Here is a 23,955-nt window from a genome sequence, read left to right as displayed (position 1 = left end):
CCCGAAGAAGATCAAGGAGAAGCTCGGCATCGGCCCGAAGACCGAGGCCCCCGAGGGCGAGCCGGGCGCGGACGCGGCCAAGACCGAGGCCGCCCCCGCCCCGGCGGCGAAGACGGTGCCCGCGCCGGCGACGCGCGCCAAGGCGGTCAAGAGCACCGCAGCGGCCAAGAGCTGAGCCGTGGCGGGACGTCAGGGGGAGCCACCGGCAGATCCGGAGGAGCGGGCGCGGGCGATCTGCCTGCGCCTGCTCACCGGAACGCCGCGCACCCGCGGGCAACTCGCCGAGGCACTGCGCAAGCGGGAGATCCCCGAGGACGTCGCCGAGTCGGTGCTCTCCCGGCTGGAGGACGTCGGGCTGATCGACGACGCGGCGTTCGCCGACGCCTGGGTGGAGTCCCGCCACCATGGCCGGGGCCTCGCCCGCCGGGCCCTCGCCCGGGAACTGCGGCACAAGGGCGTGGACTCCGAGTTGATCGACCATGCGGTGGAGCAGCTGGATCCGGAGCGGGAGGAGCGGACAGCCCGAGCCCTGGTGGAGCGCAAACTGCGCGCCACCAAAGGGCTGGAGCGCGACAGGCGGCTGCGCCGGCTCGCCGGGATGCTGGCGCGCAAGGGCTACCCCGAGGGGCTCGCCCTCCGGGTGGTCAGGGAGGCACTGGAAGCGGAGGGGGAGGACGTGGAGGAGTACCCCCTGTACGGCGGGGACTGAGCCGCGCGGCACCGCTCGGCGGTGGCACCGATCGACGGCACCCACCCACCGGTGGAAGGCGACAGGATCACGAATCCGCTGTGGCCGCCTCCCCGGCCAGGGCGCCGCGCACCACCTCCACACAGGCACGCAGCTCACCGGTCCGGGCGCCGGGCAACGCGGTCACCAGATGCCCGTCCGGGCGGATCACCAGGGCGGTATGGGCGACCGCGCCCGGATAACCCTCGGCCACCAGCAGCTCAGCGGGCACCGGCAGCCGCTCCACCACGGCGGCCAGCTCCGGCATCAGCCCGGCCGACAGCCAGTGCCGGCTGTCCCACACATGGGTGCCGGGCGCGACCAGCAGCACCAGCAGATCGCCGCCCAGCCGCTCCCACAGCCGTCCCCGTGTCCCGTCCAGGGCCGTCACCGGTACGTCCCGCACAGGTGACCCCGGGTCGGTCCCGACGGCGAGCGCTCCGGGAACGGTGTCCTGCCCCGGTGCCAGCGGTGAACGTCCATGGCACGGAGGCGCGCCCAGCGGCCCCCGGCCCAGATGCCCGTCCGTCAGCAGCTCCAGGTGTCCCCGTGAGGCACCGGACAGCAGGGTGCGCAGCCCCCCGCCCCCGCGTACCAGAGGCAGCGCCTGGTCGAGGGCGCGCAGCCGGGCCCCCACCGCGCCGCGGCGCTCGGCCTCGTAGCTGTCGAGCAGTTCCCCGGGGGCCTGGCCGCGCAGGCAAAACGCCAGCTTCCAGGCCAGATTGGCCGCGTCCCGCAGACCCTCGTCGACGGACTGGGTGCCCAGTGCCCCCAGCAGATGCGCCGCGTCCCCGGCGAGGAACGCCCGGTCCGAGCGCCAGTGCCGAGCCAGCCGCTGGTGGGCGATGTGCACACCGGTGTCCAGCAGTTCGTAGGAGGGAGGATCCTCCCCGCACCACGCGGCCAGGGTGTCGCGTATCCGGGCCAGCAGCGCGTCCGGGGTGACCAGATCGCCGCGCGGCGGCAGCAGCCAGTCCAGCCGCCACACGCCGTTGGGCAGCGGACGCGCCACCACCTCGCCCTCACCACCGGGCACATCGCGGTGCAGCAGCGCCTCGCCGTCCCAGGGCAGTTCCACCCGCAGGGCCGCCACCGCGTGCCGCTCGACGGAGGTGCGCCCGGGAAAGCGGATCCCCAGCAGCTTGCGCACCGTGGAGCGGGCACCGTCGCAGCCCACCAGATAACTGCCCCGCCACCAGGTGCCGGCGGAGCCGGAAGCGCCGCGGGTGTGGCCCGACACCCCCCGCTCGTCCTGCTCCAACTCGTCCAGGCGGGCCCCGGTGACGATCTCGGCCAGCGGCTCCCGCTCCAGCGCGGCCCGCATACCCCGCTCCAGCGCGTACTGCTGTATGTGCACCGGCGAGGTCCGGGCGTCCAGCTCGACCCGCCGCACCGGCTGCCGCCGCCGTTCGGTGCGCCACGCCGCCCACCGGGCGCCGCCCAGCGTCGCCGCGTACGCCGCCGTGTCCGGCCGCAGGACGCAGGTGCGCGCCGTGCGCTGCTCCACCTCGCCGTCACCGCCGTCCAGCACCACCGACGGCACACCGTGGCGCGCCAGCGCCAGTGCCAGCGCCAGCCCGACGGGTCCCGCGCCGACGACGATCACCGGGTCCACGACGGGCGGCCCTCGCAGTTCTCACGGTCCGGGCGGTTGTCACGGTCGGGGGAGGGGAGAGGGGGTGGAGCCGATGGAGCCCGGTACACGATCACACGTCGTATGCAACCCACTGCCTGTGCCCCCGTCAAGCGAGACGGGGGCACAGGCAGTGGGTGCACAACGGGTGCGGAAAGGAGGAGCGGTGCGCGGCTACTTCCGGGCGTGGGGCTCGACGTGGGGCTCGTCGAACTCCATCTCCGTGTCGGCGCCGCCGTGCAGCACGGCCCCGGTGGACCGCTTGCCGCGCCGCAGCCGTCCCTCGAGCCAGCTCGCGAAGCTGGTGAGCAGGAAGTTCAGCACGATGAAGATCAGCGCGACCACGGTGAGGGCCGCGATGGTGTTGGCACCGTAGTTGGCGGTGATCACCCGGATCTGGTTGAGCAGTTCGGCGTAGCCGAGGACCGCGCCGCCCAGGGCGGTGTCCTTCACGATCACCACGAGCTGGCTGACCAGCGCCGGCAGCATCGCCGTGACCGCCTGCGGCAGCAGCACGTAGAGCATGGTCTGGCCCTTGCGCATGCCGATGGCCTTGGCCGCGTCCGTCTGGCCCGAAGGCAGCGACAGGATGCCCGCCCGCACGATCTCCGCGATCACCGAGGCGTTGTAGAGCACCAGGCCCGTCACAACGGCGTACAGCGGACGGACATCGGACTCGATGTTGGTGAACTGCGCGTACGCCTGGTTGGCGAAGAGCATCATCAGCAGCACCGGGATGGCGCGGAAGAACTCCACCACCGCGCCGACCGGTCGGCTGACCCACCGGTGCTCCGACAGCCGGCCGATACCGAGCAGGGCGCCCAGCGGAAGGGCGATGGCGATGGCCAGGATCGCGGCCTTGAGGGTGTTCAGCAGCCCGGGGATCAGATACGTCGTCCACACCCGGGAGTCGGTGGCGAACGGGCTCCACTTCTCCGCGTCGAGCTGGCTCTTGCCGGCCATCGTGTCCAGGACCCACCACAGCGCCAGCCCGAGGAGGACGAGGAAGACCGCCGAGTAGACCAGGTTGCGGGCCTTTGCCCGCGGCCCCGGCGCGTCGTAGAGAACGGACAGGTCACTCATCGCTTCACCGCCACGCGCTTGCTCACCCAGCCCAGCAGCATGCCGGTCGGGAGGGTCAGGACAACGAACCCGAGGGCGAAGATCGAGAAGACCGCGAAGATGGCGTCGCTCTCGATCTCCACCATCTCCTTCATCAGCAGCGCGGCCTCCGACACCCCGATCGCCGCCGCCACCGTGGTGTTCTTGGTCAGGGCGATCAGCACGTTCGCCAGGGGCGCCACGACCGACCGGAACGCCTGCGGGAGGATGATGAGGGTCAGCACCTGGAAGAAACCCAGCCCCAGTGCGCGCGCCGCCTCCGCCTGGCCGACGGGCACCGTGTTGATGCCCGAGCGCAGCGCCTCGCACACGAAGGTGGCGTGGTAGGCGATCAGGCCGAGCACCGCCAGCCGGAAGCCGATCTCCTTGGAGTCACCGCCGGCCAGTGTGATCCCCAGGGTCTGGTACAGGCCCAGGGAAGTGGCCACGATGATCACCGTCAGCGGAGTGTTCCGCACGGCATTGACGTAGACGGTGCCGAAGGTCCGCATCAGCGGTGTGGGGCTGACCCGCATACCGGCCAGGACCGTTCCCCAGATCAGGGAGCCGATCGCCGAATAGAAGGTGAGCTGCACCGTCACCCAGAAGGCTCCGAGCACGTCGTACTGCCCGGAATCAAGAAAGTCGAACACGTTCTCCCGCGCTCTCGCCTCGTCGGATGGCGTCTCGTCGGACGGCTTCGGAAGGCGCGGCGCGCCGCCCGTTCAGGGGCGGCGCGCCGTTCTGCCGTCGTCAGCTCTTCTCGGTGATCTCCGGGGCCGGCTCGTAGTCGTAGTTGGCCGGACCGAAGTGCTTGTCGGCGGCCTTCTCCCAGGAGCCGTCCTCGACCATCTTGGTGAGGGCGTCGTTGATCTGCTTCTGCAGCTCGGTGTCGCCCTTCTTCAGGCCGATACCGTAGGACTCGTCGCTGAGGCTGAGGCCGGCGAGCTTGAACTTGCCCTGGTGCTCCTTCTGCGCGGCGTAGCCGGCCAGGATGGAGTCATCCGTGGTCAGGGCGTCGACGGCCTTGTTCTCCAGGCCGGTCAGGCACTCCGAGTAGCCGCCGTACTCCTGCAGGTCGGCCTCCTGCGCGAACTTGTTCTTGACGTTCTGCGCGGAGGTGGAACCGGTGACCGAGCAGAGCTTCAGCTCCTTGGTGTTCAGTTCGTCCTTGTTCCACGTGGAGTCGTCGTCGGCACGGACCAGGAAGTCCTGGTGGGCGATGAAGTACGGGCCGGCGAAGTCGACCCGCTCCTTGCGCTCGTCGGTGATCGAGTAGGTGCCGACGATGAACTTCACATCACCGTTGGAGATCATGTTCTCCCGCTCACCGCTGGGGGCCTCCTTCCAGGCGATGTCCTTCTCGTCGTAGCCCAGCTCCTTGGCGACGTACCTGGCCACGTCCACGTCGAAGCCGGTGTACTCGCCGTCCTGGGTCTTCAGACCCAGCCCCGGCTGGTCGAACTTGATGCCGATGTTGATCTTGTCGCCGTTGGAGCCGCTGTCGCTTCCGCCGCCGCACGCGGTGGCGGTCAGGGCGAGGACGACGGCGGTGGCGGCCACGAGGCCGGGCTTGCGGAAGGTCATGGTGAACATCCCTGGAGTCGTATCGTGCAAAGGTCCGCTGAGCCGTCGCCGGCTCAGTGGTGGAGGATCTTCGACAGGAAGTCCTTGGCGCGGTCGCTGCGCGGGTTGCTGAAGAACTGGTCGGGGGTGGCCTCCTCGACGATCCGCCCGTCGGCCATGAAGACCACCCGGTTCGCGGCGGAGCGGGCGAAGCCCATCTCATGGGTGACGACGACCATCGTCATGCCGCCCTGCGCGAGCTGCTGCATGACCTCCAGGACCTCGTTGATCATCTCGGGGTCGAGCGCGGAGGTCGGCTCGTCGAAGAGCATCACCTTCGGGTCCATCGCCAGCGCACGGGCGATGGCCACGCGCTGCTGCTGACCGCCGGAGAGCTGGGCGGGGTACTTGTCGGCCTGGTTGGCCACCCCGACCCGGTCGAGCAGGGAGCGGGCCTTCTCCTGCGCCGCCTTCTTGTCGGCGCGGCGGACCTTGAGCTGGCCCAGCATGACGTTCTCCAGCACCGTCTTGTGCGCGAAGAGGTTGAACGACTGGAAGACCATGCCGACATCGGCGCGGAGCCGGGCCAGTTCCCTGCCCTCGGCGGGCAGCGGCTTGCCGTCGATCAGGATCGTCCCGGAATCGATCGTCTCCAGGCGGTTGATGGTGCGGCACAGCGTGGACTTCCCGGACCCCGAGGGCCCGATGACGACGACGACCTCGCCCCGCGCAATGGTCAGGTCGATGTCCTGAAGGACGTGCAGGGCACCGAAGTGCTTGTTGACATTGTCCAGGACGACCAGGTTCTCCGCCGTCGGTGCGGCGTCCTTGGTCACCGATACATTGCTCATCGGCGTCATTCGCTCCGTCCTCGTCGGTTGAGGGGACCTTAGTGACCGCCGTTGAGCAGCGTCATCCCATCTGAGCTGAACTTGAGCATAACGATTCAGCCGCAAAGGAACTTATCGCCCGAAAGACTCACCGGTCGGCGTATCGGCTGCTTAACGTGGGGGTTCGTGCTGAGAAGAGGCCCGCCGGGTCTTGACGCGCAGGGCCGGATCGGAGTGGATGACTGGCACGCCCGGGAGGGGCCGGGCGGGCACACGGGGGAGCACCGGGGGAGAAGAGGGGCCATGAGACTGCTGCTGGTCGAGGACGACGACCGGGTGGCCGCGGCGCTGTCCGCCGTGCTCGCCCGGCACGGCTTCGACGTGGTGCACGCCCGTGGAGGCGAGGAGGCCCTGCGGCGCCTGCTCCCGGGCGGCGCCGCGGCGCCCTTCGACGTGGTGCTGCTCGATCTCGGCCTGCCCGACATCGACGGCTTCGAGGTCTGCGGCCGCATCCGCCGGCTGACCAGCACCCCGGTGATCATGGTCACGGCGCGGGCCGATGTGCGCTCCCGCGTCCACGGCCTCAACCTCGGCGCCGACGACTACGTGGTCAAGCCGTACGACACCGCCGAACTCCTCGCCCGGATCCACGCCGTCAGCCGCCGCACCGCCCCCGCCGCCCCGGCTCCGGCCGGCGCACCGGGCGACCCCGGCGCGGACCGCGCCGCGGGCGGGGAGGGGGGAGGCGCCCGGGCGGCGGGGACCGCGGAGCTGAGTCTTGGGCCGCTGACCATAGAGACCGACACCCGCCGGGTCACGGTGCGTGGCGAGGCGGTCTCCCTGACCCGCAAGGAGTTCGACCTGCTCGCGCTGCTCGCCCAGCGCCCCGGCGTCGTCTTCCGCCGCGAGCAGATCATCAGCGAGGTCTGGCGCACCAACTGGGAGGGCACCGGCCGCACCCTGGAGGTGCACATCGCCTCGCTCCGCTCCAAGCTGGCCCTGCCCGCCCTGATAGAGACGGTGCGCGGAGTCGGCTACCGGCTCGTCGCCCCCGCCGGCTGAGGGCCGGGACCAGGACCGGGACGGAAACGGACCGCCCGCCGTGCGCACACGCCTCCTCGCCCTCCTCAACGCCCTGATGGCCGGCGTCCTGCTCGCCCTCGGCTTCCCGCTCGCCGCGAGCATGGCCGCCGCCGAACAGCAGCATGTCGTCATCGACCGCATCGACGACACCGCGCGCTTCGCCTCCCTGGCGCAGTACGTCACCACCCGCCCCCCGGCCCGCAGCCCCACCACCGCCGAGGCCCGCCAGCAGGACGAGCGGCTGGCCACCCTGCGGGACGAGCTCACCCGGTACCACGAGCTCTACGGCATCAGGGCCGGCGTCTTCTACCGCGACGGCAGCCCGATGGCCGCGGCCCCGGCAACCTGGAGGCCCCCGCGCCGGGGGGAGGGCGCGGCCGCCTTCGCCGAGGCCCTGGTCGGGCGCCGCAGCCACGACCCGCCCCAGGTGTGGCCCTGGCAGGACGGCCGGATCGCGGTCGCCTCACCGGTCGTCCGCGACGGCGACGTCGTCGCCGTCGTCCTCACCGACTCCCCCACCGGGGCGATGCGCTCGCGCATCCTGCACGGCTGGCTGCCGCTGGCCGCCGGGGAGGCGGCCGCCATGCTCGTCGCCGTCGCCTTCGCCGTCCGGCTGACCGGCTGGGTCCTCAAACCGGTGCGTGTGCTGGACAAGGCCAGTCACGACATCGCCACCGGGCGGCTGGCCTCCCGGGTGGCCGCCCTGAGCGGGCCGCCGGAACTTCAGCGCCTGGCCCGGTCCTTCAACGAGATGGCCGACCACGTCGAGACCGTCCTGGAGCAGCAGCGCGCCTTCGTCGCCGACGCCTCCCACCAACTGCGCAACCCGCTGGCGGCCCTGCTGCTCCGCATCGACCTGCTGGCCCTGGAACTGCCCGAGGGCAACGAGGAGATCGCCTCGGTGCGGGCCGAGGGCAAGCGGCTGGCCCGGGTGCTCGACGACCTCCTCGACCTGGCCCTGGCCGAGCACACACCCGCCGATCTGCGGCTGACCGACATCGCCGCGCTCGCCGCCGAACGCGTGGCCGCCTGGCGTCCGGTCGCCGACCGGGAGGGGGTGGAGCTGCGCGCGGCCGGGCAGGGGGCGGTGACCGGCTGGGCCGACCCGGTGGCGCTCTCCAGCGCGCTGGACGCGGTCGTGGACAACGCGGTGAAGTTCACCCCCGCCGGGGAGTCGGTCACGGTCGCCGTCACCGCGGCCGGCGGACGAGTGGTCATCGAGGTCGCCGACCGCGGGCCCGGCCTGACCGAGGACGAGCTGAACCGGATCGGGGACCGCTTCTGGCGCAGCGGCCGCCACCAGAACGTCTCCGGCTCCGGCCTGGGCCTGTCCATCTCCCGCGCGCTGCTCGCCGCCGGCGGGGCGGACATCTCCTTCGCCCGCAACGAGCCGCACGGACTGCGCGTGATGATCGGCCTGCCGAGGAACGCGCCGGACGCGGGGTGAGACCCGAAGAGGGCCTCGGCCGCGGGGCGCCACAGCCCACCGCTCGGCCCGCGGCGCCCGTACCGGCCCCAGCCGGCCTCGCTGCCCCGCCGCCCCGGCGGGACCGGCTCAGGACTTCACGGAGCGGTAGTAGCGCTCGGCGCCCCGGTGCAGCGGGAGCGGATGGGTGTAGATGGCCGTGCGCAGGTCGACCTTCTGCGCGGCGTGGACCGCGCGGCCGATGCGGTCCCGGCTGTTGATCACCGAGCGGGTGATCTCCTCGGTCAGCGCGGCGTCCGTGCCGTCCATGGTGACCAGCAGGTTCGCCACCGCGATCGTCTCGACGGCCTTGCCGTCCCGGACGGCCTGATAGGCGTCGGAGGGCATCAGGGCCGCCCGGTAGGAGCGGGTCTGCGGCTCCTGGGCGTGCAGCACCGGCACCAGGTCGCCCAGCGGTACGAGGCGGATCTCGGTGGCCTCGGCGAGTTCCTCGATCGCACCGGTCGGCAGCCCGCCCGACCAGAAGAAGGCGTCAAGCTCCTCGCGGACCAGCAGTTCCGGCATCCTGTCGATGCCCTGGAGCACCGGCTGGACGTCCTTGTCCGGGTCCAGACCGGCGGCCTTCAGCAGCCGGCCCGCGATCAGGTTGACGCCGGAGCGCCGCTGTCCGAGCCCGACCCGCAGCCCCTTCAGGTCCTCGGCGGCGCGCACCGGCGAGCCGGCCGGGACGACGAGCTGGATGTAGTCGTCGTACAGCCGCGCGCAGGCCCGCAGCCGGTCGGCGTCCCTCCCGCCGGAGTTGACGTAGGCGGCGACCGCGTCGGCCGCGGCGATGGTGAAGGACGCCTCGCCGGAGACCAGCCGCTCTATGTTCTGCACCGAGCCCTGACTGGGCACGAGGGTCATGTCCACCTCGGGCAGGTCGCGGCCCAGCTGCTCCTTCAGCAGTTCCCCGTAACGTTCGTAGACCCCGCCGCGGGCGCCGGTGGTGAAGACGACCTGGCCACTGGGCGCCGGACCGCCGCCGGGCAGCAGCCACCACAGCAGCAGCGCGAGCACGGCGGCCGCCGCCGCCGTTGCCGCCAGTGGCCGCCGTGCCCACGGGCGCCGTATGTGCGGGGAGACCATGGCTCCGATCCTGCCAGGACCGCCGCGCGGAAGGGAGAGGCGGGGCGGGGGCGGGAGCGCGTACCCTGTCGACTGAGATGAGTGCGAAGACTTACCAGGTGCGCACCTACGGGTGCCAGATGAACGTCCACGACTCCGAGCGCCTGTCGGGCCTGCTGGAGGACGCGGGCTATGTCCGGGCTCCGGGAGACGCCGACGACGCCGACGTGGTCGTCTTCAACACCTGCGCGGTGCGGGAGAACGCCGACAACAAGCTGTACGGCAACCTCGGCCACCTCGCTCCGAGGAAGGCGTCCAGGCCGGGCATGCAGATCGCGGTCGGCGGCTGCCTGGCGCAGAAGGACCGCGACACCATCGTGCGGCGCGCGCCCTGGGTCGACGTGGTCTTCGGCACCCACAACATCGGCAGCCTGCCGGTGCTGCTGGAGCGGGCCCGCGTCGAGCGGGAGGCGCAGGTCGAGATCGCCGAGTCGCTGGAGGCGTTCCCCTCCACGCTGCCGACCCGGCGCGAGAGCGCGTACGCGGCCTGGGTCTCCATCTCGGTCGGCTGCAACAACACCTGCACGTTCTGCATCGTCCCCGCGCTGCGCGGCAAGGAGAAGGACCGCCGGCCCGGGGACATCCTGGCCGAGGTCGAGGCGCTGGTCGCCGAGGGCGTCACCGAGATCACGCTGCTGGGGCAGAACGTCAACGCCTACGGATCCGACATCGGCGACCGCGAGGCGTTCTCCAAGCTGCTGCGCGCCTGCGGGAAGGTCGAGGGCCTGGAGCGGGTCCGCTTCACCTCCCCCCACCCGCGCGACTTCACCGACGACGTCATCGCGGCCATGGCCGAGACGCAGAACGTGATGCCGCAGCTGCACATGCCGCTGCAGTCCGGCTCCGACCGCGTGCTGAAGGCGATGCGGCGCTCCTACCGGCAGGAGCGCTTCCTGGGCATCATCGAGAAGGTCCGGGCCGCGATCCCCGACGCCGCGATCTCCACCGACATCATCGTGGGTTTCCCCGGCGAGACCGAGGAGGACTTCGAGCAGACCCTCCACACCGTCCGCGAGGCCCGCTTCGCGCAGGCGTTCACCTTCCAGTACTCCAAGCGGCCCGGCACCCCGGCCGCCGAGATGGACGGGCAGATCCCCAAGGAGGTCGTCCAGGCGCGGTACGAGCGCCTGGTGGCCCTCCAGGAGGAGATCTCCTGGGAGGAGAACAGGAGGCAGGTCGGGCGGACGCTGGAGGTCATGGTGGCCGAGGGCGAGGGCCGCAAGGACGGCGCCACCCGCCGGCTGTCCGGCCGCGCCCCCGACAACCGCCTGGTCCACTTCACCCGCCCCGACGGCGACGTGCCGCGCCCGGGGGACATGGCGACCGTCGAGGTCACCTACGCCGCCCCGCACCACCTGCTGGCCGAGGGCGCGGTGCTGGGGGTACGGCGCACCCGTGCGGGCGACGCCTGGGAGCGGCGCAACGCCGCGCCCGGGACCGGGCCCCAGGGCGTGATGCTCGGGCTGCCGACCGTCGGCGTCCCCGAGCCGCTGCCCGCCGCGCCGGGTGGCTGCACCGCCCGCTGACGCACCCGCCTTCCGGAGCGCACCGGCGCGCGGACCCGGCGTACGCGCGCCGACCGTGAGCCCGGTGTGCACTGGTTGTGCGCTGGTCAGGCGTGTGCGGGCCCCCTGTGCGCCCGACCGCGGGGAGGGTGTACGGCGGTAGGCTGCGAGCCATGCTTGTCGCCGCCGCCGTATGCCCCTGTCCGCCGCTGCTGGTGCCCGAGGTGGCGGGGGGCGCCGCCCATGAGACGGACGAGGTCCGAGCCGCCTGCTACGACGCCATCGGCGTCCTGGCCGCCGCGCGCCCCGACCGGCTCGTCGTCGTCGGCACCGCCGACCCGGCGGGCCGGGGCAGGTATCCGCAGGGCGCCACCGGATCCTTCCGCCCCTTCGGGGTCGATTTGGAGGTCCGGCTGGGGCCGGGTGAGGGCCCGTCCGCCGGGCATGCGCTGCCGCCGTCCCTGGCCGTGGGCGCCTGGCTGCTGGAACGTACGGGCTGGGGCGCGGCGCCCGTGGAAGGGATCGCGGTGGGGGAGCCGCTGCCGAGGGAGCGCTGCGCGCGGACCGGGCGGGAGCTGGCCGAGCCTGCGGAGCGTGTCGCGCTGCTGGCGATGGGTGACGGCAGCGCCTGCCGGACGATCAAGGCCCCCGGCTACTTCGACGAGCGCGCCCCCGCCTTCGACGCGGACGCGGCCCGGGCCCTGGGCGCCGCCGACCCCGCCGGGCTGCTGGCCCTCGACGAGGAGCTGGCCTACGAGCTGAAGGCCTCCGGCCGGGCCTGCTGGCAGGTGCTGGCCGGCGCGGCCGAGGGCGCGGGGCTCCAGGGGCGGCTGCTGTACGACCGGGCGCCGTACGGTGTCGGCTACCTGGTGGCGAGCTGGTCGTAGGCCGGCCCGCCCTCGCCGTCCCCGCCGGGCGGCGGGGACGGCGGCCGCTCAGGCGCCGGGGCCGGCGGTGTCCCCCTTCTCGTCCCTCTCACGGGTCAGCCGCTCCCGTGCCTCGCGGATCTTCGCATCGCGGGTCCCGGTACGGCGCCGGTGCCTGCCCCTGCTCCCGCCACTGGACGTCTCCCCGGCTTTCCCGCCGTGCCGGCCGGCCATGCCCCTGACCCTGTCCATGATGCCCATGGCGGTCACTCCTTGCCTCTCGCGGTCCTCTCGCGCTCCGTCGGCGGCTCCCGTCCCGGGCCGGAGTCCCCGGCTCCACCCGTGTGCTGCCGCCAATGGCGCGAATGTCCCATATGCACCACAGACCTTACTCGCGCGATGGGAGTTCCGCGTCTCGCGGAGCGGTGCACCGGCCCGCGCCCGGATGCCCGTCCGCGTCCGGTACGCGCGAGGCACGACGGCCGCGGACGCGGGGCGCCGCACAACTCGTTCGGACTCCTCCCCGTGCGTTTGCGAGACTTGGGCCGTGAGCAGCTCACCCCCCAACCCCCGTGTCATCGCCGTGGTCGGCCCCACCGCGGCCGGAAAGTCCGATCTGGGCGTCGCCCTCGCCCGGCACCTCGGAGGCGAGGTGATCAACGCCGACTCCATGCAGCTCTACCGGGGCATGGACATCGGCACCGCCAAGCTGACGCGGGAGGAGCGCCAGGGCGTTCCGCACCGCCTTCTGGACGTCTGGGACGTGACGGTCACCGCCAGCGTCGCCGAGTACCAGCGCCTGGCCCGCGCCGAGATCGACCGTCTGCTCGCCCAGGGGCGCACCCCCGTGCTCGTGGGCGGATCCGGGCTGTACGTGCGCGGTGCCGTCGACGCCCTGGAGTTCCCCGGCACCGACCCGGCCGTACGGGCCCGGCTGGAGGCCGAACTGGCCGAGTCCGGCTCCGGGGCGCTGCACGCCCGGCTCGCCGCCGTCGACCCCGAGGCGGCCCGCGCGATCCTGCCCGGCAACGGCCGCCGGATCGTCCGCGCCCTGGAGGTCGTCGAGATCACCGGCCGCCCCTTCACCGCCAACCTCCCCGGCCCCGACTCCGTCTACGACACCCTCCAGATCGGGGTCGACGTCGCACGCCCCGAGCTCGACGAGCGGATCGCCCGGCGGGTGGACCGGATGTGGGAGGACGGGCTGGTCGAGGAGGTGCGCGAGCTGGAGCGCGCGGGACTGCGCGAGGGCCGCACGGCCTCACGGGCCCTGGGCTACCAGCAGATCCTGGCCGCCCTGGCCGGCGAGTGCACCGAGGACGAGGCGCGCGCCGAGACCGTACGCGCCACCAAGCGCTTCGCGCGGCGCCAGGACTCATGGTTCCGGCGCGACCCGCGTGTCCACTGGCTCAGCGGCGCGGCGGACGATCGCGGCGAACTCCCCGGCAAGGCGCTGGCCCTCCTCGAACGAGCGGTCACAGCCTGATCACGTGATGGCATCGGGACGCCCAGCGGGCGCTGGGCGGCCGCCCGGGCGTGCCATCATCGAGCATCGGCGGGCATCGACCGCCGATTGAGCCGCAGAGCCGGGAGTTGGGAGGGCACGTGGCGATGGAGGCCGGCCCCCGCAACAGCGATGAACCGGTCGTCGGGCAGCTCCGCGCCGCCGGCGACGGCCCGAGGGCCCTGGACGGCGTGGACCCACTGGAGGACGGGAACGGACTCGAGGCGCTGGAGGAAGCGGCCCCCGAGGAGGACGAGTCCTACGGCGAACTCCGCCCGCCCCGGAAACTGCGGCTGTGGCAGCTCGCCCCCATCGTCGGCCTCGGCGCGGCCGGCTCGCTGATGTTCGCCTTCCCGCTCGCCTTCGGGCTCGGCGAGGGCGGGGCGGTGGTCGCCATGCTCGGGCTGCTCCTCAGCTGCTGCGCCGCCGGCTGGGGCATGATGGCCGCCCGCCGCGCCGGCCTCGCCTGGCCGGGCCTGCCCGCGCGCGGCTCCGGAGAGCGTCCCGACTGGCGTCTGGTCATCCTGTACGCGCTGATCGCCGGCGCCATGGTGGCGCTGGCCGTCTGGCGCGTCGCCCGGCTCCGCTAGGCCCTGTCTGACAAATCCCGCCTGCTCCGCGGCGTCTGGCACGCACTCCCCCAGCCTCCGGCCGGGGGCACCCCCATGCCGCGTTGTCGATCGTCGGCGCAGCACGCTGCGCTCTCTTCCCCCGCCTTGCGATCGCACGCACCAGACACCGCGGAGCCCGCCCTTCGGGCGGACAGCGCTACTTGTCAGACAGGGCCTGGTCCGCCCGGCCGCCGGCCCGGCCGGCGGCCGGGCTCCGCCCCGTACGATGGGCACCGTGAACAGCGCAGCAGGGGCCGCAGGCGCGCCCGTGCCGTTCCTCAAGGGGCACGGCACCGAGAACGACTTCGTGATCATCCCCGACCCGGACGGAACGCTTGACCTGCCCGCCGCGGCCGTGGCCCGGCTGTGCGACCGGCGGGCCGGGATCGGCGGGGACGGCCTGCTGCGGGTGGTGCGCTCCGCGGCCCACCCCGAGGCGCTTCCGATGGCCGGCGAGGCCGAGTGGTTCATGGACTACCGCAACGCCGACGGCAGCGTCGCGGAGATGTGCGGCAACGGCGTACGGGTCTTCGCGCGCTACCTCCAGCGCGCCGGGCTGGCCGGGGCCGGCGACCTCGCCGTCGCCACCCGGGCCGGTGTGCGCCGGGTGCGCTTCGCCGGGGACGGCGGCGTCACCGTCCACATGGGCGCCGCCGAGCTGCCCGGCGGCGCCGAGGAGGACGTCACCGTCACGGTGGGGGAGCGCAGCTGGCCCGCGCTCCACGTCGACATGGGCAACCCGCACGCCGTCGCCTTCGTCGACGACCTCGCCCACGCCGGCGATCTGCACACCGCCCCGGCCGTGACGCCGGCCGCGGCCTACCCCGAGGGCGTCAACGTCGAGTTCGTCGTCGGCCGGGGGCCGCGCCACGTGGCCCTGCGGGTGCACGAGCGCGGTTCCGGCGAGACCCGCTCCTGCGGTACGGGCGCCTGCGCGGTCATGGTCGCGGCCGCCCGCCGGGACGGCGCCGACCCGGCCGCGGACGGCGTCCCGGCCACCTACACCGTCGACGTCCCCGGCGGGCGGCTGGTGATCACCGAACATCCGGACGGCGGTGTCGAGATGACCGGCCCCGCCGTGATCCTCGCCGAGGGCACGATCGACCCCGGCCTGCTCGCCGCTTCCTGAGGGCGACCGCTCGAACGGGTGATCCCGGCCACTGCGGACGGGAGGCGGCCCGCGGGGTGTGGGAGGCTCGGTAGGATCAAGCCCCCCGACGCAGTGGGAGGTGCCATGAGCGCAGTACGGAGCCTTCGCAAGCTCGGTCGTGCGGCCCTCCTGGGCCCGTCGCCCCGGCACGCCCTCCCCGACGCCATCGAGCACGTGGCCAAGGCGCACCGCGCCCACCACCCGGGCGCCGACCTCGACATCCTGCGCCGCGCCTACGTTCTGGCGGAGTCCTCGCACCGGGGGCAGACGCGCAAGAGCGGCGAGCCGTACATCACCCACCCGCTGGCCGTCACCCTGATCCTGGCCGAACTCGGCGCCGAGACCACGACCCTGACGGCCTCCCTGCTCCACGACACCGTCGAGGACACCGAGGTGACGCTGGAACAGGTGCGGGCGGAGTTCGGCGAGGAGGTGGGCTACCTCGTCGACGGCGTCACCAAACTGGAGAAGGTGGACTACGGTGCCGCCGCCGAGCCGGAGACCTTCCGCAAGATGCTGGTGGCCACCGGCAACGACGTGCGGGTGATGTCCATCAAGCTCGCCGACCGGCTGCACAACATGCGCACCCTGGGCGTGATGCGGCCCGAGAAGCAGGCGCGCATCGCCCGCGTCACCCGCGACGTGCTGATCCCGCTGGCCGAGCGGCTGGGCGTGCAGGCGCTCAAGACCGAGCTGGAGGATCTGGTCTTCGCCGTGCTGCACCCCGAGGAGTACGACCGCACCCGGGAGCTGATCCGCGAGCACAACGCCGGCTCCGACCCGCTCGCCGGGATCGCCGAGTCGGTGCGGGCCGTACTGCGCGAGGCGGACATCGCCGCCGAGGTCCTCATCCGGCCGCGGCACTTCCTCTCCGTCCACCGGGCCCGCGCCAAACGCGGTGAGCTGGGGCCCTGCGACTTCGGACGGCTGCTGATCCTGGTCGCCGAGAACGCCGACTGCTACGCGGTCCTGGGGGAGCTGCACACCTGCTTCACGCCGATGATGTCGGAGTTCAAGGACTTCATCGCGGTACCGAAGTTCAACCTGTACCAGTCGCTGCACACCGCGGTCGCCGACAACGGGGGGCGGGTGGCCGAGGTCCTGGTCCGCACCCACCGGATGCACCGGGTCGCGGAGGCGGGGGTGATCGCCCTCGGCGACCCGCACCGGACCTCCGGCGCCTCCGGTGCCGAGCCCGCGGGCGAGGCGGCCGCCGCGGACGACGGACGCGCCGACCCCACCCGTCCCGGCTGGCTGGAGCGGCTGCTGGAGTGGCAGAGCCACGCGCCCGACCCGGACACCTTCTGGGCCGAGCTGCGCGACGACCTCGCCCAGGACCGCGAGATCACCGTCTTCTGCACCGATCCGGGCGGTCCCGGCCGGACCGCCGCCCTCCACCTGCCCGCGGGCGCCACCTGCGTGGACGCGGCCTACGCCCGTTACGGCGCGGCCGGGCACGCCCTGGTCGGCGCCCGGGTGGACGGACGGCTCGCGGCGCTGGGCACCGTACTGAGCGACGGAGACTCGCTGCAGCTGCTGATGGCCCCCGAGGGCACCTCCGGCCCCTCCCCGCAGTGGCTGGAGCACGCCCGCACCCCCACCGCGCGGATCGCCATCCGCACCTGGCTCGACGCCTGCGCGGAGGACGGCGGGCGGCCGGAGGGGACGGGCGGGGAGTCCGGTGCGACCTGTCCGTCCGAGACCAGGGAGCCCGCCTCCCCTCGGGCCGCCGTACCCGACGGCCCGGACCGGGCCGTACGGGCCCGCGAGAGGGCCGCGGCCGTGGCCGGGCTGCCCGGCGCCCCCGTACGGCTGGCCCGCTGCTGCACGCCGGTGCCACCCGACGCCGTGGTCGGTTTCACGGTGCGCGGCGGCGCGGTGACCGCCCACCGGGAGAGCTGCCCCACCGTGGCCCGGATGACCGCCGCCGGACGCGAGACCGTGGCCGTGCGGTGGCAGGACTCCGGCGCGGGCTGCCGGGTGACGCTGTACGCCGAGTCGCTGAGCCGCCCGCACCTCCTGGCCGACCTGACCGAGGCCATCGCGGCGGAGGGCGCCGCCGTGGTCTCCGCCGAGGTGGAACCGCCCAGGGAGCACCGGGTGCGCCACACCTACACCCTGCGGCTGGAGGACGCCGGCGAGCTGCCCCGGCTGATGCGCGCCATGCGGGAGGTGCCCGGCGTCTACGACGTCGTCCGGGCCACCCGCCCCCAGCCCTGAACGGCCCGCCAGGGGGCCCGCCCGGGGGAGCCCCGGCCCCCGGAAGGGCGGGAGGCCTCGCAAACCAGGTGACGGCCGGGCCGCGCCGTGCCACCATCATCGTGTCCGGGACGGGCCGCGGCCCGTATCCGTACCGGTCCCCGTGCTCGTGCCGGCGGGAATGTTCCGGGCGCCGCGCACGTTGACCCGGATACCTTCACTCCATCGACGTAAGGACTCACTTGACCTTCTCTTCCTCCCTTCCGCAGAACGGCCAGCGCCTCGCCGAGACGTACCGCCGAGCCGACGCCCTGATGGAGGAGGACGTCGCTTGGAGCCAGGACATCGACGGCGAGCGTGACGGTGACCAGTACGACCGCTCCGAGCGCGCCGCCCTGCGCCGCGTCGTGGGCCTGTCCACCGAACTCCAGGACGTCACGGAGGTCGAGTACCGGCAGCTGCGGCTGGAGCGCGTGGTGCTCGTGGGCGTGTGGACCTCCGGCACCGCGCAGGACGCCGAGAACTCCCTCGCCGAGCTCGCAGCCCTGGCCGAGACCGCGGGCGCGCTCGTCCTCGACGGTGTGATCCAGCGCCGTGACAAGCCGGACCCGGCCACCTACATCGGCTCCGGCAAGGCGCACGAGCTGCGCGACATCGTGGTCGAGACCGCGGCCGACACCGTCGTGTGCGACGGTGAGCTCAGCCCCGGCCAGCTGATCCACCTCGAGGACGTCGTCAAGGTCAAGGTGGTGGACCGCACCGCCCTGATCCTCGACATCTTCGCCCAGCACGCCAAGTCCCGCGAGGGCAAGGCGCAGGTCTCGCTCGCGCAGATGCAGTACATGCTGCCCAGGCTGCGCGGCTGGGGCCAGTCGCTGTCCCGGCAGATGGGCGGTGGCGGCTCCGGGTCCTCCGGCGGCGGCATGGCCACCCGTGGTCCCGGTGAGACCAAGATCGAGACGGACCGGCGGCGGATCCGCGAGAAGATGGCGAAGATGCGCCGGGAGATCGCGGAGATGAAGACCGGCCGCGACGTCAAGCGGCAGGAGCGGCGCCGCAACAAGGTGCCCTCGGTCGCCATCGCCGGGTACACCAACGCGGGCAAGTCCTCGCTGCTCAACCGGCTCACGGGCGCGGGCGTGCTGGTGGAGAACGCGCTGTTCGCCACCCTCGACCCGACCGTACGCCGTGCCGAGACCCCCAGCGGGCGCGCGTACACCCTGGCCGACACCGTCGGCTTCGTACGCCATCTGCCGCACCACCTCGTCGAGGCGTTCCGCTCCACGATGGAGGAGGTCGGTGACGCCGACCTGATCCTCCACGTGGTCGACGGCTCGCACCCGGCGCCGGAGGAGCAGCTCGCCGCCGTGCGCGAGGTGATCCGGGACGTCGGCGCGGTGGAGGTGCCCGAGATCGTGGTGGTCAACAAGGCGGACGCGGCCGATCCGCTCATGCTGGCGCGGCTGCTGCGCGCCGAGAAGCACGCCATCGCCGTCTCCGCCCGCACCGGGCAGGGCATCGAGGAGCTGCTGGAGCTGATCGACCGGGAGCTGCCGCGCCCGGCCGTGGAGCTGACGGCGCTGGTGCCCTACACCCGCGGCGACCTGGTGTCCCGGGTCCACGCCGACGGGGAGATCCTCTCCACGGAGCACACCGAGGGCGGCACGCTGCTCACGGCCCGCGTCCACGAGGAGCTGGCGGCCGAACTCAGGGCGTACGTGACCGCGGGCACGGGGGCCTGACCCCCGGCACCGCACGTGCCCCGCGACAGCGCGCACCGGGCCCGTCCCCTCCTCGGGGGCGGGCCCGCGGCCGTGCGGTGGGGGAGGGGCGGGCATACTGAGTTCATGATCAGAGTGCTGGTCGCCGAGGACATGCACGTGGTGCGGGCGGGACTGGCGGAGATCCTGGGCGGGCAACTGGGCATCGAGGTCGCCGGGCAGGCGGCCGACGGCCCGTCCGCGCTGGAGGCGGCCCTGCGGCACGGGCCCGACGTCGTGGTCCTCGACATCGATCTGCCCGGTCTGGACGGCATCTCGGTGGCCGCACGGCTGCGCGAGAGGCTTCCGGCGTGCCGCTGCCTGATGCTCACCGCGCTGGACCGCCCCGGACTGTTACGCAGGGCCCTGGACGCCGGAGCGGCGGGTTATCTGCTGAAGACCGCCACGCCGGGTGAGCTCGCCTCGGCCGTGCGCACCGTCGCGTCCGGGGGACGGGCCGTCGATCCCCGCCTGGCCGAACTGAGTTCGGAACTGGGGAAGAACCCGCTGACCGCGCGTGAGGCCGGGGTGCTGCGGCTGTCCGCGGGCGGGGCGGGGGCCCGGGAGATCGCCGCGGAGCTATTCCTCGGCGTGGGTACGGTGCGCAACCGCATATCCTCCGCGGTGGGCAAACTCCACGCCCGCACCCTCGTCGACGCCGTCAGGATCGCCGAGCGCAACGGCTGGATCTAGCGGCAGCACGACCGACAGCCGGAACGATCCGTCCCCGGCCGCGAAGGTCAGGGCGCCGCCGAGCACCGCCGCCCGGGCCGCCAGACCGGCCAGCCCCGCGCCGGTGAGCGGCCGGCGGCGCGGAGCGCCGTCGTTGGCGACGGTGAGCTCCACCCGCCCGTCGTGCTCGTTCACGGCGATCTCGCAGTTCACGGCCCGGCTGTGCCGCAGGAGGTTGCCGGTGGCCTCCCGCAGCGCCGCGCCCAGGCAGTTGCCCACGGCCGGCGACAGCCGACTGTCCGGCGGGGCGGTGACACGGGTGGTGATGCCGGCCTGGGTGAGCAGCCGCCGGGCGTGGACGATCTCGGCCTGCAGTGACACCGACAGCCGCCCGTGCGCCACCGCCCGTACCTCGGCGTGCGTACGGCGGGCCAGCGCCGCGGCCTCGGCCAGCGCGCGCCGGGTGGAGTCCTGCGAAGCGGGCGAGCCCGCACCACAGGTCCCCGCACGGTGCAGCGCGGACTCGCACCGGACCGCTATCGACACCAGCGAGGACCCCAGCAGATCGTGCAGGTCCCGGGCGACCCGGTCGCGTTCGCGCTGCTCGGCCAGCCGGGCGGCCTGGCGATCACCGAGGCCACCGAGTACGACGGACAGGGCCGGGTCACCAGGCAACTGCTGCCCGGTGCCACCGGCACCGACGCCGCCACCCGGGTGACGACCTACTGGTCCGCGAGCGGCACCGGTGCCTGCGCCGGGCGTCCGGAGTGGGCCGACCTGGTCTGCTCGGTCTCGCCCGGCGGCGCGATCACCGGAGGCGGGACCAACCCCGCCCAGCTGCCGACCACCACCACCGAGTACGACTGGTGGGGCAACGCGGCCAAGGTCACCGAGACCGCGAACGGCGTCACCCACACCACCACCGCGTCCCACGACGACGCGGGCCGTCCCACCACGGTGAAGACCACCGGCGGTGTCGGGCAGGCGGTGCCGGAGACCACCACCGAGTACGACCCGGCCACCGGCCAGGCCGTCAAGACGATCTCGCCGACCGGCGGCACGATCACCCGGGCCTACGACCGGCTCGGCCGCCTCATCTCCTACACCGACGCCGACGGCGGGAAGACCACCACCGAGTACGACCTGCTCGACCGCCCGGCGAAGGCCACCGACACCGTCCCGTCCACCATCACCTACACCTACGACCACACCACCGAGCCCCGCGGCCTAGTGACGAAGACCACCGACTCCGTCGCAGGAGCCTTCTCGGCCACCTACGACGCCGACGGCTCGGTCGCCACCGAGAAACTGCCCGGCGGCCACACCCTCACCATCACCGAGGACACCACCGGCTCGACCACCGAACGCACCTACACCCGCGACAGCGACGGCACTCTGGTCTACTCGGACACGGTGACCGAGTCCGTCCACGGGCAGGTCACCAGCCACGCGGGCTGGTCCGGCCAGACCTACCGCTACGACGCGATCGGCCGCCTCACCACCGTCGAGGACACCGCCGACACGGTCTGCACGCGCCGCGCATATACCTTCGACGCCCGGACCAACCGCAAATCCCTGACCACCGCGGCCGGTGCGCCCGGCGCCGACTGCCCCAGCACCGGAGGCACCACCAGCCACACCTACGACAGCGCCGACCGCCTGGTCGACGCCGGCTACGCCTACGACGCCTTCGGCCGTACCACCGCGGCGCCCGGCAACGGCACGATCGGCTACTACGCCAACGACCTGGTCCACCGGCAGACCGCCGGCGGCAAGCGGCAGACCTGGACGCTGGACGCCGATTTGCGCTTCCGCTCCTGGACGGTGGAGACCGGCAGTGGCACCTCCTGGACGCAGACGGCGTCCAAGCGCAACCACTACGACGGCGACGGCGACAATCCCCGCTGGATCGTGGAGGACACCGCCACCGGGGCCCTGACCCGCAACGTCGACTCCGTCTCCGGGGACCTGGCCGCCACCACCGGCAGGACCGGCGACACCGTCCTGCAGCTGTCCAACATCCACGGTGATGTGGCCCTCCAGCTCCCGCTGGACACCTCCAAGGCGCCCGTCGCCCTGGACAGCGACGAGTACGGCAACCCCCGGGCAGGTCAGCCGGTCACCCGCTACACCTGGCTCGGCGCCAAGCAGCGGTCCACCGAGACCCTCACCGGCCTCACCCTCATGGGCGTTCGCCTCTACAACCCGGCCACCGGCCGGTTCCTGTCCATCGACCCGGTCTACGGCGGCAACGCCAATGCCTACGAGTATGTCAACGCCGACCCGCTCAACCGCTACGACCTCGATGGCAAATGGGGCTGGGCCAAGAACAAGTGGAAGAAGTTCAAAAAGTCCCGAGTCGCCAAGTGGGCCTGGCGGAACAAGTGGGACATAGCCCTGACGGCGGCCGGTTTCATCCCCGGCCTCGGAGCGGCGGCCTGGGCCTACCGTGCCTACCGCATCGTGCGCGTCGCTCGTGCGACGAGGGGTATGGCCGGCGGCATTCGGTCCACGCGAGCCACTTCTCGGCTTGCCGGGCGGATGTGGGTCGGCAGAGGTGCCAGGAGATTCAGGACCGACAACGGCGGGCGAGGCTACATCTCGCGTGACAGGACACGGCAGTGGCGAGCCCCCGAGCGCAAGGCCGACGGCCACTGGAAGTCGAACTTCCAGTGGCGTACGGGGCGCAAGGGCAAGTGGCCGAATAACTACCACGTGTACCACCGCGGTCGTTAGAAGCGATTGAGTGAACAGGGGGTGCCGGGTCTTCCGGCACCCCCGCCGCGCCGCTCGCGGTGAGAAAGGGGAAACATGAGTAGGTTCCAGCAGGTCAACGGTCTGATCGGGATCGGACGGGATTCGGCGGGCCTGGAGTTCTACCTGCGGGTCAAGACCGGCGAACTCGTCTACGACGACGCGGAGCGTGAAGAGTACATCCAGATCTACCGGTACCAGACGGCCACCTCAGGAGCGGAGGCCGACGTCACGGACATGTTCGAGACCGACGATCTGGAGGCCCTGAACCAGGAACTGATGGGGGGGTGTGTCTCCTGGTACGGCGAGGACCTGATTTTCCGCCCTGCCACGACCGACGAGAAGGAGCAGATCCACGCGGTGACCGGCTGGTGACCACGCTGCTGCGGAGCCGCACCGTGCCTTGGGACCGGTTATACCGGTGCCGGCCGATCGCTGAGCACACCGCGTGGTCGGGAGCTCCGCGGCGTACGTGGCCGCGCGTGGCTGGGAGGCCGGCGCTGGACCCGGTCCGGTCCGGACCGAGACGTGGTCGGGGACGTTCCCGGTTGGCCGCCCCATCCGGGGCGGCTTCCGTCAAGTCTCGATCGAGGCTCTGGCCTGCTATGGACCGGGTCGTCGGTCGCGGTTGGCCACGGCTCCACCGGAACGGACGTAAGGGCTTCGCGTGACTACCGGGGCCTGCCGACCGCCGCCCACCACCCACTCGGCGGCTCCGTCGTGTTCGTCCAGGAGAGTCTCGACGTGCTCAAAGTCGCCGTACAGAGCAGGTGGAGCCGGCCGTATATCCACTCGCGCCATCACCCCCGCAACTTCGCGAGGGGCGGTCGACGCGTGATCCGAGAGGCGCGCGCCACGCCATCGTCTGGCGGGCCAAGGGATCGTTCAACGGTCGCCGTGGACACTAAGAACTGGTGGTCAACTACAGAACACGGAAAATCCTGCACCACCAGTTCAGGGGACGGTAGGCTGTGATATTTCACTTCGATCGGGAGCGAGTTCCTACGGCCGGGAAGCTTCTCTACCTCGAGGACGAGCAGTCCTTCTTCTTCGAGGAGAACGGCTCCTCCGCGGGACTTGTGGAGAAACAGAACCGGGCGGACATCACGGTGGGGCCGGTGGATCTGAGTGTTTCCCTGGCCACCGGCGCCCTGCTGTTCGCCACGGGATACGTTCCGCGCCGGTCCTGGAAGTCTGGCAAGGTGACCCCGCCCCGGTACCAAGCTGGGTCCGTGCGAGTTTCCGGGAGGGATTCCATACCCGGCATGGCCGTCCTCGTCGACGACATGCGCCATGATGTCGTCCTGGACGGGAGAACCGGCTGGGTGCTGGTGGCCGGGGCCGCACCCACTAGCCTTGATCTTTCGTGAGGGTCCGCCGACGGAGTCGGCGGACCGTCTC

General features: G+C 72.6%; 20 protein-coding genes and 2 pseudogenes. 14 read left to right on the top strand and 8 right to left on the bottom strand.

Annotated elements, in window-relative coordinates; translation table 11 throughout:
* Positions 1–709 (top strand): annotated as a pseudogene (gene recX / locus ACW69E_RS26340) (recombination regulator RecX); the annotation flags it as partial.
* 67 nt (positions 710–776) lie between these two features.
* On the opposite strand, the gene ACW69E_RS26335 reads toward recX, so the two are convergent.
* The 5 genes from ACW69E_RS26335 to ACW69E_RS26315 form a co-directional block, all read right to left on the bottom strand.
* On the bottom strand, positions 777–2,342 hold the full coding sequence (locus tag ACW69E_RS26335) for an FAD-dependent monooxygenase (protein ID WP_457500792.1): 1,566 nt from the start codon (positions 2,340–2,342) through the stop codon (positions 777–779).
* A gap of 192 nt (positions 2,343–2,534) precedes the next feature.
* Positions 2,535–3,443 carry an amino acid ABC transporter permease gene (locus tag ACW69E_RS26330; RefSeq protein WP_457500791.1) on the bottom strand — a complete coding sequence of 303 codons (909 nt, stop codon included), beginning with the start codon at positions 3,441–3,443 and terminating at the stop codon, positions 2,535–2,537.
* Complete coding sequence (locus ACW69E_RS26325) at positions 3,440–4,114, bottom strand: amino acid ABC transporter permease (protein WP_457500790.1); 675 nt, start codon at positions 4,112–4,114, stop codon at positions 3,440–3,442. Before ACW69E_RS26325 ends, ACW69E_RS26330 begins: the two co-directional genes overlap by 4 nt.
* 100 nt (positions 4,115–4,214) lie before the next feature.
* Positions 4,215–5,048: a glutamate ABC transporter substrate-binding protein gene (locus tag ACW69E_RS26320; protein ID WP_457500795.1), complete on the bottom strand. Its 834-nt coding sequence runs from the start codon at positions 5,046–5,048 to the stop codon at positions 4,215–4,217.
* Positions 5,049–5,101: 53 nt separating this feature from the next.
* The gene (locus ACW69E_RS26315; RefSeq protein WP_457500789.1) at positions 5,102–5,878 is read right to left on the bottom strand and encodes an amino acid ABC transporter ATP-binding protein; all 777 of its coding nucleotides are present in this window, start codon (positions 5,876–5,878) and stop codon (positions 5,102–5,104) included.
* Positions 5,879–6,160: 282 nt separating this feature from the next.
* Between ACW69E_RS26315 and ACW69E_RS26310 the strand changes: the two genes are divergently transcribed.
* Together ACW69E_RS26310 and ACW69E_RS26305 are read left to right on the top strand one after the other, a co-directional pair.
* A complete protein-coding gene (locus ACW69E_RS26310; protein ID WP_457500788.1) occupies positions 6,161–6,919 on the top strand; it encodes a response regulator transcription factor in 759 nt (252 codons plus the stop codon).
* 40 nt (positions 6,920–6,959) lie between these two features.
* Complete coding sequence (locus ACW69E_RS26305; protein ID WP_457500787.1) at positions 6,960–8,387, top strand: sensor histidine kinase; 1,428 nt, start codon at positions 6,960–6,962, stop codon at positions 8,385–8,387.
* Positions 8,388–8,495: 108 nt separating this feature from the next.
* On the opposite strand, the gene ACW69E_RS26300 is transcribed toward ACW69E_RS26305, so the two are convergent.
* Positions 8,496–9,494 carry a TAXI family TRAP transporter solute-binding subunit gene (locus ACW69E_RS26300; RefSeq protein WP_457500786.1) on the bottom strand — a complete coding sequence of 333 codons (999 nt, stop codon included), beginning with the start codon at positions 9,492–9,494 and terminating at the stop codon, positions 8,496–8,498.
* Positions 9,495–9,571: 77 nt separating this feature from the next.
* Here ACW69E_RS26300 and miaB point away from each other — a divergent pair, with 77 nt between their 5' ends.
* Together miaB and ACW69E_RS26290 are read left to right on the top strand one after the other, a co-directional pair.
* Positions 9,572–11,059: a tRNA (N6-isopentenyl adenosine(37)-C2)-methylthiotransferase MiaB gene (gene miaB / locus ACW69E_RS26295; protein WP_457500785.1), complete on the top strand. Its 1,488-nt coding sequence runs from the start codon at positions 9,572–9,574 to the stop codon at positions 11,057–11,059.
* A 152-nt stretch (positions 11,060–11,211) separates the two neighbouring features.
* The gene (locus tag ACW69E_RS26290; protein ID WP_457500784.1) at positions 11,212–11,925 is read left to right on the top strand and encodes a class III extradiol dioxygenase subunit B-like domain-containing protein; all 714 of its coding nucleotides are present in this window, start codon (positions 11,212–11,214) and stop codon (positions 11,923–11,925) included.
* Positions 11,926–11,973: 48 nt separating this feature from the next.
* Here ACW69E_RS26290 and ACW69E_RS26285 read toward each other — a convergent pair whose 3' ends face one another.
* Positions 11,974–12,165 carry a hypothetical protein gene (locus ACW69E_RS26285; RefSeq protein ID WP_457500783.1) on the bottom strand — a complete coding sequence of 64 codons (192 nt, stop codon included), beginning with the start codon at positions 12,163–12,165 and terminating at the stop codon, positions 11,974–11,976.
* Positions 12,166–12,451: 286 nt separating this feature from the next.
* On the opposite strand from ACW69E_RS26285, the gene miaA reads away from it, so the two are divergent.
* The 6 genes from miaA to ACW69E_RS26255 all read left to right on the top strand — a co-directional run bounded on the left by miaA (position 12,452) and on the right by ACW69E_RS26255 (position 19,821).
* Positions 12,452–13,390, top strand: coding sequence for a tRNA (adenosine(37)-N6)-dimethylallyltransferase MiaA (gene miaA, locus ACW69E_RS26280; protein ID WP_457500782.1), 939 nt, complete (start codon positions 12,452–12,454; stop codon positions 13,388–13,390).
* A 125-nt stretch (positions 13,391–13,515) separates the two neighbouring features.
* Positions 13,516–13,998, top strand: coding sequence for a hypothetical protein (locus ACW69E_RS26275; RefSeq protein WP_457500794.1), 483 nt, complete (start codon positions 13,516–13,518; stop codon positions 13,996–13,998).
* Positions 13,999–14,245: 247 nt separating this feature from the next.
* Positions 14,246–15,148 carry a diaminopimelate epimerase gene (gene dapF / locus ACW69E_RS26270; protein WP_457500781.1) on the top strand — a complete coding sequence of 301 codons (903 nt, stop codon included), beginning with the start codon at positions 14,246–14,248 and terminating at the stop codon, positions 15,146–15,148.
* 105 nt (positions 15,149–15,253) lie between these two features.
* On the top strand, positions 15,254–17,389 hold the full coding sequence (locus ACW69E_RS26265) for a RelA/SpoT family protein (protein WP_457500780.1): 2,136 nt from the start codon (positions 15,254–15,256) through the stop codon (positions 17,387–17,389).
* 221 nt (positions 17,390–17,610) lie between these two features.
* On the top strand, positions 17,611–19,110 hold the full coding sequence (gene hflX / locus ACW69E_RS26260; RefSeq protein WP_457500779.1) for a GTPase HflX: 1,500 nt from the start codon (positions 17,611–17,613) through the stop codon (positions 19,108–19,110).
* 105 nt (positions 19,111–19,215) lie between these two features.
* Entirely contained in the window at positions 19,216–19,821 is a 606-nt protein-coding gene (locus ACW69E_RS26255; RefSeq protein ID WP_457500778.1) for a response regulator transcription factor, read from the top strand.
* Here the strand turns inward: ACW69E_RS26255 and ACW69E_RS26250 are convergent.
* The gene (locus tag ACW69E_RS26250) at positions 19,708–20,346 is read right to left on the bottom strand and encodes a hypothetical protein (protein WP_457500777.1); all 639 of its coding nucleotides are present in this window, start codon (positions 20,344–20,346) and stop codon (positions 19,708–19,710) included. The two genes, ACW69E_RS26255 and ACW69E_RS26250, sit on opposite strands and share 114 nt — an antisense overlap.
* Before the next feature lie 66 nt (positions 20,347–20,412).
* Between ACW69E_RS26250 and ACW69E_RS26245 the strand changes: the two are divergent.
* The 3 genes and pseudogenes from ACW69E_RS26245 to ACW69E_RS26235 form a co-directional block, all read left to right on the top strand.
* Positions 20,413–22,536: pseudogene (locus ACW69E_RS26245) on the top strand (RHS repeat-associated core domain-containing protein); the annotation flags it as partial.
* 75 nt (positions 22,537–22,611) lie between these two features.
* Positions 22,612–22,929 (top strand): hypothetical protein, encoded by a 318-nt coding sequence (locus tag ACW69E_RS26240; protein ID WP_457500776.1) that lies wholly within the window; start codon positions 22,612–22,614, stop codon positions 22,927–22,929.
* A 596-nt stretch (positions 22,930–23,525) separates the two neighbouring features.
* A complete protein-coding gene (locus ACW69E_RS26235) occupies positions 23,526–23,924 on the top strand; it encodes a hypothetical protein (RefSeq protein WP_457500775.1) in 399 nt (132 codons plus the stop codon).
* Positions 23,925–23,955 lie beyond the last annotated feature (31 nt).

This window comes from Streptomyces sp. SS8 (assembly GCF_054072955.1).
This window is presented reverse-complemented; position numbering and strand designations above follow the sequence as displayed.

Excerpts from the sequence above, each read along its gene's own strand:
- ACW69E_RS26330 (WP_457500791.1), bottom strand. The coding sequence starts at position 3,443 with ATGAGTGACCTGTCCGTTCTCTACGACGCGCCGGGGCCGCGGGCAAAG.
- ACW69E_RS26320 (WP_457500795.1), bottom strand. The coding sequence starts at position 5,048 with ATGACCTTCCGCAAGCCCGGCCTCGTGGCCGCCACCGCCGTCGTCCTC.
- ACW69E_RS26315 (WP_457500789.1), bottom strand. The coding sequence starts at position 5,878 with ATGAGCAATGTATCGGTGACCAAGGACGCCGCACCGACGGCGGAGAAC.
- ACW69E_RS26310 (WP_457500788.1), top strand. The coding sequence starts at position 6,161 with ATGAGACTGCTGCTGGTCGAGGACGACGACCGGGTGGCCGCGGCGCTG.
- ACW69E_RS26300 (WP_457500786.1), bottom strand. The coding sequence starts at position 9,494 with ATGGTCTCCCCGCACATACGGCGCCCGTGGGCACGGCGGCCACTGGCG.
- miaB (WP_457500785.1), top strand. The coding sequence starts at position 9,572 with ATGAGTGCGAAGACTTACCAGGTGCGCACCTACGGGTGCCAGATGAAC.
- ACW69E_RS26290 (WP_457500784.1), top strand. The coding sequence starts at position 11,212 with ATGCTTGTCGCCGCCGCCGTATGCCCCTGTCCGCCGCTGCTGGTGCCC.
- ACW69E_RS26285 (WP_457500783.1), bottom strand. The coding sequence starts at position 12,165 with ATGGGCATCATGGACAGGGTCAGGGGCATGGCCGGCCGGCACGGCGGG.
- ACW69E_RS26275 (WP_457500794.1), top strand. The coding sequence starts at position 13,516 with ATGGAGGCCGGCCCCCGCAACAGCGATGAACCGGTCGTCGGGCAGCTC.
- dapF (WP_457500781.1), top strand. The coding sequence starts at position 14,246 with ATGGGCACCGTGAACAGCGCAGCAGGGGCCGCAGGCGCGCCCGTGCCG.
- ACW69E_RS26265 (WP_457500780.1), top strand. The coding sequence starts at position 15,254 with ATGAGCGCAGTACGGAGCCTTCGCAAGCTCGGTCGTGCGGCCCTCCTG.
- ACW69E_RS26255 (WP_457500778.1), top strand. The coding sequence starts at position 19,216 with ATGATCAGAGTGCTGGTCGCCGAGGACATGCACGTGGTGCGGGCGGGA.
- ACW69E_RS26240 (WP_457500776.1), top strand. The coding sequence starts at position 22,612 with ATGAGTAGGTTCCAGCAGGTCAACGGTCTGATCGGGATCGGACGGGAT.